Source organism: Rheinheimera sp., assembly GCF_965283995.1.
Classification (GTDB): domain Bacteria; phylum Pseudomonadota; class Gammaproteobacteria; order Enterobacterales; family Alteromonadaceae; genus Pararheinheimera.
In genome coordinates, this window is sequence record NZ_CBDIQG010000001.1 from 190,599 (window position 1) to 204,564 (window position 13,966).

The 13,966-nt window shown below is 47.8% G+C and carries 11 protein-coding genes; 7 read left to right on the plus strand and 4 right to left on the minus strand.

All coding sequences use genetic code 11. The features are described from left to right. The first annotated feature begins 100 nt into the window (after positions 1-100). Positions 101-847 (plus strand): hypothetical protein, encoded by a 747-nt coding sequence (locus tag ACQ66Q_RS00900; protein ID WP_430455053.1) that lies wholly within the window; start codon positions 101-103, stop codon positions 845-847. 873 nt (positions 848-1,720) lie between these two features. Here ACQ66Q_RS00900 and ACQ66Q_RS00905 read toward each other — a convergent pair. The 3 genes from ACQ66Q_RS00905 to ACQ66Q_RS00915 form a co-directional block, all read right to left on the minus strand. Then, on the minus strand, positions 1,721-2,329 hold the full coding sequence (locus tag ACQ66Q_RS00905; protein WP_430455054.1) for an FRG domain-containing protein: 609 nt from the start codon (positions 2,327-2,329) through the stop codon (positions 1,721-1,723). Then, a complete protein-coding gene (locus ACQ66Q_RS00910) occupies positions 2,316-2,594 on the minus strand; it encodes a hypothetical protein (protein WP_430455055.1) in 279 nt (92 codons plus the stop codon). The genes ACQ66Q_RS00905 and ACQ66Q_RS00910 overlap by 14 nt, the downstream gene beginning before the upstream one ends. Before the next feature lie 345 nt (positions 2,595-2,939). Further along, entirely contained in the window at positions 2,940-5,258 is a 2,319-nt protein-coding gene (locus ACQ66Q_RS00915) for a winged helix-turn-helix domain-containing protein (protein ID WP_430455056.1), read from the minus strand. A 384-nt stretch (positions 5,259-5,642) separates the two neighbouring features. Here ACQ66Q_RS00915 and ACQ66Q_RS00920 point away from each other — a divergent pair, with 384 nt between their 5' ends. The 4 genes from ACQ66Q_RS00920 (at position 5,643) to ACQ66Q_RS00935 (ending at position 11,661) form a co-directional block, all read left to right on the plus strand. Further along, on the plus strand, positions 5,643-6,536 hold the full coding sequence (locus ACQ66Q_RS00920; RefSeq protein WP_430455057.1) for a hypothetical protein: 894 nt from the start codon (positions 5,643-5,645) through the stop codon (positions 6,534-6,536). 731 nt (positions 6,537-7,267) lie between these two features. After that, positions 7,268-9,655 carry a TonB-dependent receptor gene (locus tag ACQ66Q_RS00925; protein ID WP_430455058.1) on the plus strand — a complete coding sequence of 796 codons (2,388 nt, stop codon included), beginning with the start codon at positions 7,268-7,270 and terminating at the stop codon, positions 9,653-9,655. 27 nt (positions 9,656-9,682) lie between these two features. Beyond that, positions 9,683-10,384, plus strand: coding sequence for a response regulator transcription factor (locus ACQ66Q_RS00930; protein WP_430455059.1), 702 nt, complete (start codon positions 9,683-9,685; stop codon positions 10,382-10,384). A 2-nt stretch (positions 10,385-10,386) separates the two neighbouring features. Beyond that, the gene (locus tag ACQ66Q_RS00935; protein ID WP_430455060.1) at positions 10,387-11,661 is read left to right on the plus strand and encodes a sensor histidine kinase; all 1,275 of its coding nucleotides are present in this window, start codon (positions 10,387-10,389) and stop codon (positions 11,659-11,661) included. Positions 11,662-11,732: 71 nt separating this feature from the next. Here the strand turns inward: ACQ66Q_RS00935 and ACQ66Q_RS00940 are convergent, their stop codons facing one another. Then, positions 11,733-12,560 (minus strand): MipA/OmpV family protein, encoded by an 828-nt coding sequence (locus tag ACQ66Q_RS00940; RefSeq protein ID WP_430455061.1) that lies wholly within the window; start codon positions 12,558-12,560, stop codon positions 11,733-11,735. 295 nt (positions 12,561-12,855) lie between these two features. Here ACQ66Q_RS00940 and ACQ66Q_RS00945 point away from each other — a divergent pair, with 295 nt between their 5' ends. Further along, entirely contained in the window at positions 12,856-13,353 is a 498-nt protein-coding gene (locus ACQ66Q_RS00945) for an antitoxin Xre/MbcA/ParS toxin-binding domain-containing protein (RefSeq protein WP_430455062.1), read from the plus strand. After that, complete coding sequence (locus tag ACQ66Q_RS00950; protein WP_430455063.1) at positions 13,353-13,829, plus strand: RES family NAD+ phosphorylase; 477 nt, start codon at positions 13,353-13,355, stop codon at positions 13,827-13,829. The genes ACQ66Q_RS00945 and ACQ66Q_RS00950 overlap by 1 nt, the downstream gene beginning before the upstream one ends. Positions 13,830-13,966 lie beyond the last annotated feature (137 nt).

Genomic DNA, 13,966 nt, shown 5'->3' on the forward strand with positions numbered 1-13,966 from the left:
TATGAGATTGGGGGAAGTCCAGTTATTCATGGTTGTATTGTTCTTTACTGCCTATGCTATGACAGCCTATTAACAAAGCGTTATGAATTGGAATAATTTTATGAAGATATTCGAGAAATTGAGTAAGTTTCTAGGTAGAGGAGGAATCATTGATAGTAATATTAGTTTTAAAGAATGTCTGGAGAATGGTTTCAGGTACGCATATTGGTTAAGGTTTAGACTTCACCCATTTGAATCTGAAATATATCCATTTAATGCAATCGATACTAAAATTGTTAGCAGAACAATTTTTATAGAAAATAATAGTTTATTTGATTATTTTTTAAGCAAAGCTGGAAGCTCAAGGGCGAGTGTTGTTGGCATCATTGATGATGTTAAAAGAACAAATTTCATAGAAGAGATTATCTATTCTTATAGTGAAAGCCATGTTTCATGGTTTAGAATCGGTCGTTTCATCTTCGATTGCACAGTTTGCCTAGGTGAAAATGATGATCTTTTTAACTTGATGCATATGAATACTGGTTTTACAAGAGAGTATATTACAAAAATAAAGCTCAATCAGTTAATAATCGGCTTCGAAGGTTTAGGATGGTCGCCTGATGATTTTGAAAAGTTTATTAATGAAAAATTGTTACCATATCAAGATCGTAAAGAACTTAATAAATGGACCTACTCTATTGATATGGCCGTTATGTATGACCTAAAATATTTAGCTAAATTTGACGACGAGAAAAATCGGGTTGATTCATTGAAAGAGCGTATTTATAAATCGTCGAGAGCGTTAATTGAAAGTATACCCATTTTTGGAGAGGCAATTTCTATCATGATATTTGGTTCAAAGAAATAGATTTTTCATCATGCATAAAAATGCCAGACACAATGACGAATAATACCTCGTTTCGATTGTATGTAGACCTCGTCATTGACTTGGATGTTCCCCTGCGATTCCCTTTCAAGACTTTTAGTCTACGCGATGAGGAGATTGAGCGATTCTTGGAAAATGGATTTAGGCCAATCATTGCATGTTGTCCGAACGACAGAGAATTTGATCTGCTTTGTGCAAAAGTGATGCGTAAGCCAGATAACAGATTCTACCGAGTATTGTCATTAAGTCCGCCCGCAAGGTTTAAGTCAGGGCTCGGTGGCAAGAATAATGTAGAACAAATTATCCACGCGATGATCAAAAAAGGTAAGTTTGAGTCGGAAGCTAGGATTTTCTAAGTAGAAAATGATCAATGGTCAAAAATCGAATCCAGAGAATTTTGCCAAAATATCGAAAACCACGAATCAGATTGCGAATGTCAGGAAATCTTCGATAACTGGTATTTTCAATACTATAAGAAATTTGGAGCAGAATTGCGTGCACAGTTCACAACTGGAAGCCTTTTGCAGTAAGGCTTCCAAGGGTGTTTACGACTAGTTTGTCTTTTTCTGCTCAAATTTTCTTTGAGAAAATCAGAAAAGTTTCCAACTAGGTTTGCACATGGTGTGTTTGTAAGCTACTGAAAAATATAGAACTCAAGTTACCAACTAGTTTAGTGCTGATCATTAGGTAAGACTCTGAAATAGTTAAAAAACCCGCCGTTTGGCGGGTTTTTTATTATTGGTTGATATTTAACTGTAGGGGCGGGTCTTGCACCCGCCCACATTTGCTAATCACGACAAATTTGGTTGGAAACTTGGGTGAAACACAGGTGAATCTAGGCGAGCTTAGGTTCGCCTATTGCTCTATGTTAAAGCTTCTTTTCGCCGCCCTTGCTGCTCCATATGCATTAGGATAAATAGTTGATTCATTGATCCCAAAGCTGTTCAGGTAACGCACAAGTGAGTAATTCTGAGACCAAGGTAAGGTTACTTTTTCAAGTGCCGCAGAATTGCCTGAAGAAGTAAGTATGTAATCTAAGTCTTTGGCAATATCGGTTCCTGATACCACTGTAAAACGACCTGATTGGGCAACAATATTTCTGTTTAATGTTGAAGGAACATCAACGACTCTTACCGTATGAGATTCGTAGCTTATATCATTTAACGGATCACAATCTAAAACCCATACAGCTAACCGCTCATCGCCAAAGATTCTCGAAGGGCTATTCATACCATCTAATGCGAAATATTCGGCCTTTAGAGAATGCTTTGTCCAATCTAGCATTCTTGTGGGCAAGCTATAGTGCTGAGCAAATCCTAAAACGTCTAACACATCATTATCTGGCCAGTTTAAAAGCTTTTGGTAATTGATGTTTCTATCACCTTGCTTCAAATCATGAAGTTTTTTATACAGTGCTGAAGTGTTAGCAGGGACATCAACACCAGCCTCGTTACAGTAAGACAAAAACTAGCTCTACCTCTGATATTACCCAATCCCATTCTTGATCTGGGCCTTCGGGAAAATTGTACCCTACTGGGTGGTGAGGATAGCTATTAGGTTCTCCCCTCCGAAAGATGGTAGGAGTTAAACTCCAGCTTGCATCTGCTTGTCCGCGATAAACGATATTGCTGCTTTGGAATTCGTTGTGTAGAGGAGACAAATAGAGAATAAAATCTTTTGCATTTTCAAAGTGGGTTGTTTTGTATGTTGGCAACATTTGAACGTTCAAATGGTGAATCCTTCTACAAATAGTTTCGTACGAATTGTCTATGAAATCTAAGCATTATTCTTATTTGGACTAATGCACCAATGTAATTTAGTACATATCATAGCTGCCGCTGTTTCAATTTCAAGCTTGAGTTGTGCTGGGAAAGATAGCCACATACTAATATCGAAGAGCATTGACTAACTTTGACCTTTCCCCCATTTTTAAGTTTTCAAATGAAGTCGCGTTATTCAGTCACCTTTTCGAGAAAAAACTGAAAAGCCTTGTTAGATGAAATAAATTTGATAAGCGCTATCTCGTTAACAGTAATTAAGGAGATTGTTAGGCCGCCTGAATACGGTGTTTCTACTATTCAGCCAAAATAAGTTCAGCCACTTCCTTTTTAGCACTTATACGCATGGTCGCCAGAATGTCGGTTTGATGAATATCGGTTAAATAATCAAGGGTCTTTGGTGTCTTGCCGAGGATTTGAAATGTATCTTTCTTCAGATCATAAGACCATAGCTGAAACTTTTCATTGATCCCATAAATGAGATTGTCCTTTGTGATGAATCGTTTGTTACTTCCCTGGCTGTCTAGTGATTCAATCAGCTGGTCTTCGGCAGGGCCAGGGCGCCAAAAGCGGTCCATGTGATCAGTGTAAATCAATTGCCCGTCTGCACTTTTAATCGCCCAGTTTATTGGTTTGTCCGATATTACTTTAAACGTTGAGTTATTGAGGTTGAAATCAACAAACTTTATCGTGCCGTTAATAAGAGCAAGCAATAGGGCCGAATTATCTTCACTATTCCACTGGAGAAGTTGCTCGACACGGTGGGCGAATGGAAAGGTTGTCTGGCTTGAATTCAGGTCTATCCTGGTGAGTACATTATTAACATTGGCCAATATGCTGCGGCCATCCGCAGCCCAATTCATACCATGAATGTAGGTATCTATCGGAAAATGGGAGAGTTGCCGGGCGCCATTGCTATCGGTGAGCCAAATTTGGTCGTTGCCGGAACGTCCCGATCTAAAAGCGATTAAATCACCATGTGGCTGAAAAATGGCATCGTCTTCTTTCAGTGTTGAGCGTTCTTTTACGCTGAACTCCAGAGTTGGGTCGGTATTATTGCCTGTTGTTTGTGTTTGCTCTGTTTGAGACTGCGCTAATGAAGAGCTTTTTATTGGTGACAACGAGATAGTCACGATATCACTATCCCAGTTTCCTTGTGTCACCAGCATTCGTTTACCTTCAGGATGAAATGTCGGCTCGTGGATTGGTTGCACTAGCGGAAAACTAATATTGGTTATTTCCCCCTCATAAAAAAGCGTGAAGAGTTGTCTGCCGGTGCTAAAAATAAGTTGTCCACTTGGTGCCGTAAACTTTGGATAGATAAACCTTAAATTCGATATCTCTGGTGGATATTTGATGCGATGGCTGGATATAACCTGGCCATCAGGTCTGAGTAGTTCAATATAACTCTGACCATCCTGGTGGATACTGGTCAAGGCGATAAGATCGTCTCTGTCTGAATAGGCAAGGCTAACCAAGCTACCCTTTTCCAGCGAGTAAATAACCGTGCTTTTATTGTCCGCTATCGAATAGCTGGCTAATTTTCTACCGTCAGAAAATTGCTGAAACATCAATACGTTATTATTGTTAAGCCACACCGCACTGGCAATTTTTGAATTTTTACACTCCATTAAAATGCTCGGAGCTTGGGGCGCTGCAAGTGCTTTTTCAAAATCCAGGCTCATTAGTGTATAGCAATCTTTCTGAGTGATTGGTTTGTTGCAATTGGCAGTTTCAATAAAGACTAGTTTTTTACCATCTTTAGAAAAACTATGGCTGCCGAAGGAACCCCGGTTTGCAGTGAGTTGGATTTCTTGCTGGGTTTTGGTGTTTTTTGCAAAGAGATGGCCAATGGTACAAACGTCCTCTGAATAGCGCTGGAAAACAATGTATTCACCGTCAGGCGAATAGATAGCGCTATGTTCTTTATTGTCAGTGGCAGTTAATGAGCGTAACTCGCCAAAGGACAATTGATACGGTTGTATCGGTGACATGTAGGTAACACCGATCATGCCAAGAATACCGAGAATAATAACGCCAGCAAAAATACCGATGAACCTTAAAGTGGCACTCGCCGATATTGTGTTCCAGGTGTGCTTGATATTGGTGTTATCAATATTGAAGTTATCAGGCTTGGTATTATGAAAAACGATATGATCAGGAACGCTGTTGTCAGGAGCGGTCCGGGTGACTACAGCTGCTTGATACTCACCACTTACTGAGTCATTGGTTAGCGACAGGTTATTTGCTGTTTTTGCGAAGGTCACCTCGCCTATGAGCGGTCCAGACTCGGTTTTATCCTGCCACCGAACCTCAACCTCCAGGCTATATCCCTGTTTGGCATGGGTTTTAATATAAGACTGATGTTCACGGTCTTCTTCCAGAACTTTTCTTAATTGGGCGATGCTTCGTTGCAGGGTATTGGGGGTGACAATAGTGTCTGGCCATACTTCTGCTAATAGCTGATGGTGACTCACGACGCTATTGGCGTTTTTAGCAAGATAGGTCAATACCGCCAAGGCTTTCGGCGGAATAGTCTGAGCTTGCTTTTTTTTGGTGATTTGATTGCGGGTTAAATCGATAAAAAAATCACCGACCCAATATTGTGCCGCCATGGTTGCGCTTTCCAAAATGAAAGTTGTTGTGAAAAGTGAGCCAGAACAAGAGGACACATCCTAGCATAAGCCATGAACGACTAGTCAATTCTTATAACTCAATGATAATTAATGAAATATATGACGTCAGCACAACGTCATGTAGAAGTCAGCCGGACGTCAGGCTTTTTGTATTTTATTCCGATAAATTCACATTCTCGCTGAGTCTCAAACAAGCTCTTGACGCTTTTTTGCATTTTACCAGTGAGAGATTGTCCTTCGGCTCAGGAAATCGCCGACGGTAAACCCAGACCTTTATCAACACTTTACGCCCTCAGTAAAGTCTAAGGTTGCGCTACCAGATGAACGCTTGATATCAAACCGAATTTAAAGGAAAAATAAGCTATGGATCGTGTGTGTATGTTCGTTATTGTGCTGTTTTCTATACTCACTATGAGTAGCAAAAGTTTTAGCAAAGATGAATTTCTTGCGCTCGAAGGCCCTTACCTGGGGCAAACACCGCCAGGTTTAACCGCCAAGCCCTTTGCTCCCGGCATTGTGAATACAGCAGAATGGGGGGATGCTGGTAGTTTCTCCTCTGACATGAAAGAGTTTTTTGTCACCAGATGGAAACACTCTCGTGACGCCCGGGAACCTGAACTTGTCATTTTTAGAAACGTGGACGATAAGTGGCAAAAGATAGCGGTGCCGGCTGGAGAAAACAGACCCTTTTACGCTCCAGACGGGAAAACTCTGCATTATGGTGCCAAGTATAAAGAACGCAAAGCTGACGGTTGGTCAGAGCTGAAAAGCCTTGGCCCTGCTTTTGAAGCAATACGCATTATGAGCCTTTCAGCGTCTGCCAAAGGTACTTTAGTTCTGGACGAAAGAGCTAATTCAGCCCTTGATGGAATTCTTCGGTACTCAAGGCTCGTGAGTGGCAAATGGCAAGACCCGAAGCCGCTTCCCAAAGAAATCAACACAGGCAAATGGAATGCCCACCCATACATCGCGCCTGACGAGAGCTACCTAATGTGGGATGGTGAAAGAGCGAGCGGCTATGGCGACGCTGACCTCTATATTAGTTTCCGGCAGAAAGATGGCTCTTGGGGAGAAGCGATTAATCTGGGGGACAAGGTAAACACCAACGCTGGAGAAGGAGGGCCACAGGTCACTCCTGACGGAAAATATCTTTTCTTCAACAGAATGGTGCCAACTGCCAACGGCAAGGCGGGCTCTCAATCAGATTTGTTTTGGATCGATGCGCAGATAATCGAAGAGCTAAGGCCCCAAAATTAGTCCATATAACAATCGTAGAAAGTGCGCCGCAAAAAGATGGCGCACCCTCTGCGGCGTGAGGCTTCTAAGAGATAACACGGAATATTAAACAAATGCTGAATGTCACTGTGGATCTGTCGTATGGAAGGCGGAACGTCCAGTTAATAAGCGTCTAAACCCGAAACGATACGAGGGATCCCATGCGAAATATGACAACACTGTTGTTACTTTGTACCTATCTATTATTCGTCGTAACTGAAGCCAATGCTTCCGCAATTGTAGTCGCACATTGAAATTGGCGGCCTGCCTGCAGGTTTTGTTACGTGCCCGAAATCCGCGGAAGACGGGCACCCACAAGGGGTGCCCCTACGGACTTTCAGAATTCAGCTTTTCGGTCTTAGTCAACTTTCAGGATGTTCGCCGACTCATCTGCGTTTCCGCTAGCCACGCCAGCAAACCACAGTAAACACCCGATTCCTTTATCCAAAAACTCTGCCCGTATCAAACCGGTTTTGGCCAGGCGCTAACCGTCTTTCCATATTTTCTCTAATACTCACCGGCATTGCCTGCGCTTGACGCGGCTGCCTGCAGCCTTGCTCAACAGTAACTGTCATGTTTCGGCGACTTTTTGGTCACATTGCCTCTGTTAGCCTCCCGGTGTTGGCAAATTCATTTGGTTGATTTTGGGAGGTTCGCGAGATGCGTAAGGACTTAAAGCAAGTACCGTGGTTAACTTTGATAGGGACAATTTTATGAGCAGGACATTCAGACAAATAGGCTGGTTGACGCTGTGTGCGTTGCTGATGGGCTGTCCGCTGGTCACGTTCGGCGCAGAGGCGCCCGGCGCGCTGACTATTGTCGTCAAAGATCAGCAAACAGACCGGCCACTATCCAGTGTGCAAATCACTATCAAAAAAAGGGAAGCCTCAACCGGCCAAACTGTAGCTACTGACGAACAGGGCCGTATCGTCGTTGCGGCGCTCGAGCCTGGCCTTTATGCCGTGAACGCGGGTAAAAACGGCTTTGCGTCTTCGTTTGAGCCCAGTGTGCGGGTGGTGACACGCAAAAATATCCAGATTGAATTTAAGCTCCTAAAAGAAGAGGAGATTGAGATAGTAGAAGTGCGGGCTCGACAGGCGGATGTCTCGGCATCAGCATCAAGCAGTTATCTCGACCGCGAAGCCTTGTTAAGTGCGGTCGGCGGTGGTGCAGATCCGCTGTTATCGCTGGATGGCTTACCCGGCCTGGCTGCCACCGGTGAATTCGCCAACTTCAGCGTGCGTGGTCGCGGCCCCAGAGACAATCTGTTGTTCGTCGATGACTTTCCCTTTGATAAAGCGGTGCACTTTGATGCCACGCTGGGTGAGGATGAAGATGTCGGTGGCGGCGGGCGTTTTTCAATTTTTGCGCCGAACGTGATCAGTGGTGCAGAGTTTTCACCCGGCGGCTGGGGGCCAGCCTATGGCGGCCGGTCGGCATCACTGCTGAAGCTGGAAGTCGCCGATGGCAATCCAAGCCCTTCCGCCAGTTTCCGCTACGATCTGGCAGGTTTTGAAGTCGGTTATGACGGTCCAACCGGGCTCAGCGATGACTCGACGATGCTGGTTTCTGCGCGGCGACTCGACTTCGGCGCGTTGTTTGAGACTATCGAAGAGCTGGATATCGGTGAGCCGGTGTTGAGAGATGTCATTGTGAAGTCGGTCGTGCCGATCCATCCGGACCATACCTTTGAAATTCTGCTGATGGATACCTATGAAGACTATGTTCGCGGTGTCACGCATGTTTTTGCCTCGCCGAATTTCGAAGATGCTGCGCTGTTAGATTTTAAGCAAGATAGCGATTTGTATGGTCTGACATTGCGATCTTTGCTCGGCGCAGACGCGGTTTTGACCAATAAACTGTATTACCGCAACAGCGATAAAATCAGCTCAGAAGGGGAAGCCTTTCCTGATTTGGTGCCGCCGGGATCACCTGCTTCGAGTTTTCCGGTGCGGGAGAACATTATCACCATCGGTGAAGCTGAAACTGAAACGGGCTGGCGTAGTGATTTTAAGACAGCAAATCAATGGGGTATGTTGAGTGCAGGCATTCATCTGACGCAAATTGAACTGGACTACAAGACGCGGCTAGCTGGTGACTGGAACCGATTTGTCTACGACAAAGATGATTTCAGGCCAAACCCGCAGCAGCGTTTTATCGTGCTGACGCCGAACAACATCAATTCGGCAGTCCGACAGAAAGAAACAAACTATGCTGGCTACGTCGACCAGGTGTTTGAACATGGAGATTGGGATTTTGGTACTGGCCTGCGGTTCGAGCGCGACGGTTTTGCTGACGAAAGCTTTGCGTCGCCCAGGTTTAGCGTCAACTGGCAGCCCGGCAAAACAGTACGATATTTTGCCACCGCAGGCCGCTTTCATCAGTCGCCACGGTTTTTAGAGCTGGCGGCGAACGCGTCAAATAAGCTGAAGACCGAAAAAATGACCCATAGTAGTGTCGGTTTTAAATATTTCCTCAGCGACAATTGGTCGGTGCTTACTGAGGCCTATTATCAAAACCTTGATGACCTGATCGTCGATCTTGACCGGGCAAAAGGGACCTTTGCTAACAGCGGGGACGGCACATCAAACGGCGTTGATATCGTGCTGACCGGGACGATCCGTGAAGGTCTTTACACCAGCGCCACTTATTCTTATAACGATATCGTCATCGATCAGAAAGACGGGCGTGGTGAGGTTGCGGCCGACTTCAGCCGCAAGCACGTTGCGACTTTGGGGCTAACCTGGGAAATCAACGACCGCTGGAAGGTTGCCGGGCGCTATAAATATCTGTCCGGCAAGCCAGACCAAACCTATATTATCCACGCCGATGTGCTGGGACCAGGACAGCCGCTACGCTTCTCTAAAGAAATTACCGCGCGTAACGTCGGCCGCCAAAGCGGTTACGGCTTGTTGAATCTACGGGTGGATTATCGGCGCACGTTGGGCCCGATCGATGTGACCGCCTTTTTGGATGTGATCAACGTTACAGCAGCGTCGTCAGGCGATGGCAGCGAGTTTGACTACCGCCGTGGCGTGGCCGTGATAGACGATAGCGAAGCCGAGCCGCTGATCGGCCTTCGGATGGATTACGCCTGGTAAAAGAGCGTCGCAACAGGAGAGGTGTACATGGTTCGCACATTGAGTGAAGCGCCGGTAAGAGTGTTGATTGTCGAAGACAATCGCGACATTTGTGCGAACATCGCCGCATATCTGGAAAATCATCGGTATATTCTGGATTTTGCCTATGACGGTATCAGCGCGATGCACCTGGCGTTGACGAACCCGTTTGACGTGATTGTGCTGGACCTGATGCTGCCGGGGATGGATGGCCTGAGTTTCTGCAAAAAACTGCGCGCGGAGGCCAACATCGATAAGCCGGTGCTGATGCTGACAGCGCGCGACACGCTGGACGATAAGCTGAAGGGGTTTGCCGCTGGCGCCGATGACTATTTGGTCAAGCCGTTTGCATTGCAGGAACTACATGCACGACTGCAGGCGCTGTACAAACGCAGTCATGGTAAAACCGATAACCTGCTGACGGTCGGTGAGCTGAGTTTTAATAAATCGACGCTGCAAGTGTATCGGGCGGGACGACGAGTCGACTTGCATCCTGCCGGCATGAAATTACTGCAACGCCTGATGGAAGAGGCGCCGGCAGTGGTGGATCGCGATGCGCTGGAAACCTTGTTATGGGCGGACGAAGTGCCCGATGGTGATGCGCTGCGATCGCATATGTACAAGCTGCGACAGGCCATCGACCGGCCGTTCGACAGCCCGCTGCTCCATACGGTGCATCGCATCGGCTACCGCATTGCTGAGGAAAATTAAGCGTGTATAAGTACAGTTTGCGCAAGCGTGTCGCTTTTGCCTTTGCGATCTGTGTTGCAGTGCTCAGTGTGGTGTGGGGTTTGGCTTTTTTTGGCGCGATCCGGCTTAGCGAAGACCGGGTGCTGACGCAACAACTGCAGGTTGCTGCCAAAAACTATCCGCTGCTGACAACGAACCTGCGTGGCTACAACGATGTGGCCAGCTTGCCGCCGTCATTGCGGGAATGGGCACAGACCAACCCGGCGGAGGGATTATACGAATTCGAAGCTGAACAGTTGCATGTTGCGGTGATCCCGGCTGGTGATAGGGCAAGCAGTAATGCAATGCCGAATGCTTATGTGGTGTTCGACGTCGCCGGAATTGAGGCGGAATCAGCAGAGGATTGGTGGTTGCTGCTGCTGATCAGCACTGTAGTCGGAACGCTTGGTGTGCTGGGGTTCGGCCTTGGCGTGCTGGTGATGCGAAGAGCAGTGGCACCTGTGGCAGAACTGGCCAAAGCAGTTGCAGAGCTGGATCTGGAGCACCTGTCGACTGACGATCATAAACGCATCGATTCTGGCCGCTTTGGCGATGATGAAGTTGGTGTGCTTGCCGGCGCGATTGAGAAAACGCTGGAGCGGATCAATGCATTTGTCACGAGGGAGCGCGACTTTACCAGTGCCGCCAGTCATGAGTTACGTACACCGATCACGGTTATCACCGGTGCGCTGGAGCTGTTGGAGCAAAGTGATTTGGCAGAGCGCGATGTGCAGACCCTTGATCGCGTGCGGCGTGCGACGCTCGATATGACCACGACTATTGAAATGTTCTTATGCCTTGCCCGCGAAACCGACGATGGATTATATGAAGAGCAGTTCCTGGTGACGCCGCTGGTGAGAAGAGCAATAGATCTGCAGCGCCACTTACTGAGCGGCAAATCTGTTGATGTTGAAATTGAACATCTGGACAACCCCTGCATCTGCGGCCATCAACAGGCGTTTCTTATCGCGGTGAATAATCTGGTGCGCAATGCGTTCGAGCACACGTATGCAGGACAAGGGCCGATCTCAATCCTGATCAAAGCACAGGAGCTCTTGATCACCAATCAACTGATGACCAATCAAGTGAGCACCAATCAACAGCATCATGACGTTGATGGCCAGTTTGCGCCAACCGGGGCGCCGTCTCAGGGTTATGGTTTGGGGCTAGGCATAGTGCAAAGGTTGTGTGAGCGCAACGGTTGGCGGTTTTCGCTGCTCGTTTCTGAGCAGCGCGTCGTTGCCTGTTTGTCGTGGTGAATCCACTAACTTCAACCGCACTGGTTTTTCAGGTAACGGCGCATCTGATCCACGCCGTTACTGCACCCTAGTTAGAACAAGTAAATAAACCCGACGCCGATTTCGGCTTCATAGGCGCTGCGGGCGATTGGACTATCGCGAACTTCACTGCCGAAATACTCATACAGTGCTTCGCCATAAATCTGCCAATGGTCATCGACAAAATGGCGGAAATTGTAATTGATGCCTACGGAGCGTAAGCCACCACTGAGGTCGGTTTCTTTGAGGCCGGATGCCATCGCCTGGGCTGCGGTGATGCCAAAACCTTTGTTGGCGTATTCGCTGTCGTGAGCAACTACGACCACATTCACTTCAGAACCGGAACCGTCGGTCTGGCTGCCGAAACGGCGACCGACGCCAAACAGGCCAAGATTACCGTCAGCACCGGTGACGACCCGACCAACCAGCCAATAACGCCAATCGGCATCGAAGGCGCGACGCGCCTGCAGCACCAGCTCAGCGCCTTCTTTTTGCTCACCAAGCCCGAGCAAATGCCCATCGTCGGAGTCACTTTCTTTGCGCCCTTCATCGAAGCCGATCAGGGCCTCGAATAACCAGGTATTGGCGCGCACACCACGCCAGCCGAGCGCTTCACCGGCAAAAAAGTACACATCGTCGCCCTGACGCCATTGCAGTCCGCCTGCAGGCTCGATTTCCAGGCCGAATTCGTCAGAACCTTCGTAGGCTGTTTCATATTCAACACCAAAGCCAAGTCCCAGGCTCCAGCCATCCTTGCCTTTGGAGAAGTCGTCGACGGACGGTAAGGGCACCAATGCAGCGTTGCTGTCCTGTGCCAAGGCGGCTTGACTGCAAAGCGCCGGGATCAGCAGTGCAAACAGTAAAGTGGTAAGTTTTTTCATCTGGATTTTTCCTGGCGGTGATGGAAAGGTTCGGGGCTTCAATACAAGGTTATTACTTGATCCGCCAATGTACAGATCAGATGCCGCTCCTTTTTTTGGCTAACGCGCCGTGCGGCCCGGGTCGAACATAACCTGCGGCAGGGCACCATCGATTTTTCTTTAATGGCCTTGGGGGAAGCCCGCGCGAAGTGTTGCTTGCAGAGAACCTGCGTAAGTGAACGTTACGAACATCAATTTGATTTGCTGTGCAAATCAAATTGATGTACCTTCAAGGGATGCAAACCGGAGGTGAACCATGGCCGCGTCCTACCAAACTACACCTAGTCAAACTGCACTGAGTCAAACCACGTCTAGTCAAACCACGCCCGGTCAGGCAAAGACCAATCAAACAGTGTCCGACGCCTGTGCTGTATCCACCGCAGTTTTTGAGAACAAACGCAGTTATCTGCAGCTGGTACGCGACGGCGTTTCAGGCGACAAAGTCAAAACCCTACTGCAATGGCTGCCCGAATTAAAACCCGTATTGGTCATTGCGTTGTCGATCAGCGCCGCCAATATCAGTCGCCTGTATAAAGGCACTTTACCCAGTCATCAGGCCGAGCCGGTGCTGGATATCCTGCAATTGATTTGCCGCGCCGAACAGCTGTTTGGCACAGAGATGGCGCGGCAGTGGCTCAATAGCCCGATGCCGGCGTTATCCGGCGACAAACCTATCGCGTTATTTGACAGTTTCGTGGGCCGCAAAATGGTCGCCGATGTGCTGCAAGCTATTGAATTTGGTGACTTCAGCTGATGCAGCTGTACCGAATTTGTCCGGAAGCCTTTCTGGAGAATTACAGCGGCGAGGGCGCCAGTTTCAAAAGTGGCGGCCGCTGGAATCAACCCGGTCAGCGCGTACTGTATTTCGCCAGTTCGGCGGCCGTGGCGATGCTGGAAGTGGCCAATTATCTGCCGTCACCGCGCTTTGTGCCGAAAAGCTACCGACTTGGCCAATATCAGTTACCCGATGCGCTGGTGAGTCGGTTTCAGGGCGCAATTCCCACTGACTGGGACAACTTTCCGTATCCGGTCAGCACGCAACAACTCGGCAGCGATTGGCTGCACAGCCAACAAAACGTGCTGCTGGAACTACCCAGCGTAACAGTACCGCCAGGCCTTGGCAGCATCCTGCTATTTAACGCCAGTCACCCGGACGCCGCACAGCTGCGCCTGCAGCAAGTATTCCACGATATCTATAACCCGCGGCTGTTTGCCGGCATGGGGATATAGCCAGGTTGGAAACCCGTCAGTTTCAATAGGGCGCTGGCATCACGCCGACTAAGGTTACCGACCGCCAGTTGTGATTGAAAAACGCAGCCAAAGCAGTGCCCTCGGGCAGCAATTCTGATCTGTGAAATGTAAATTAA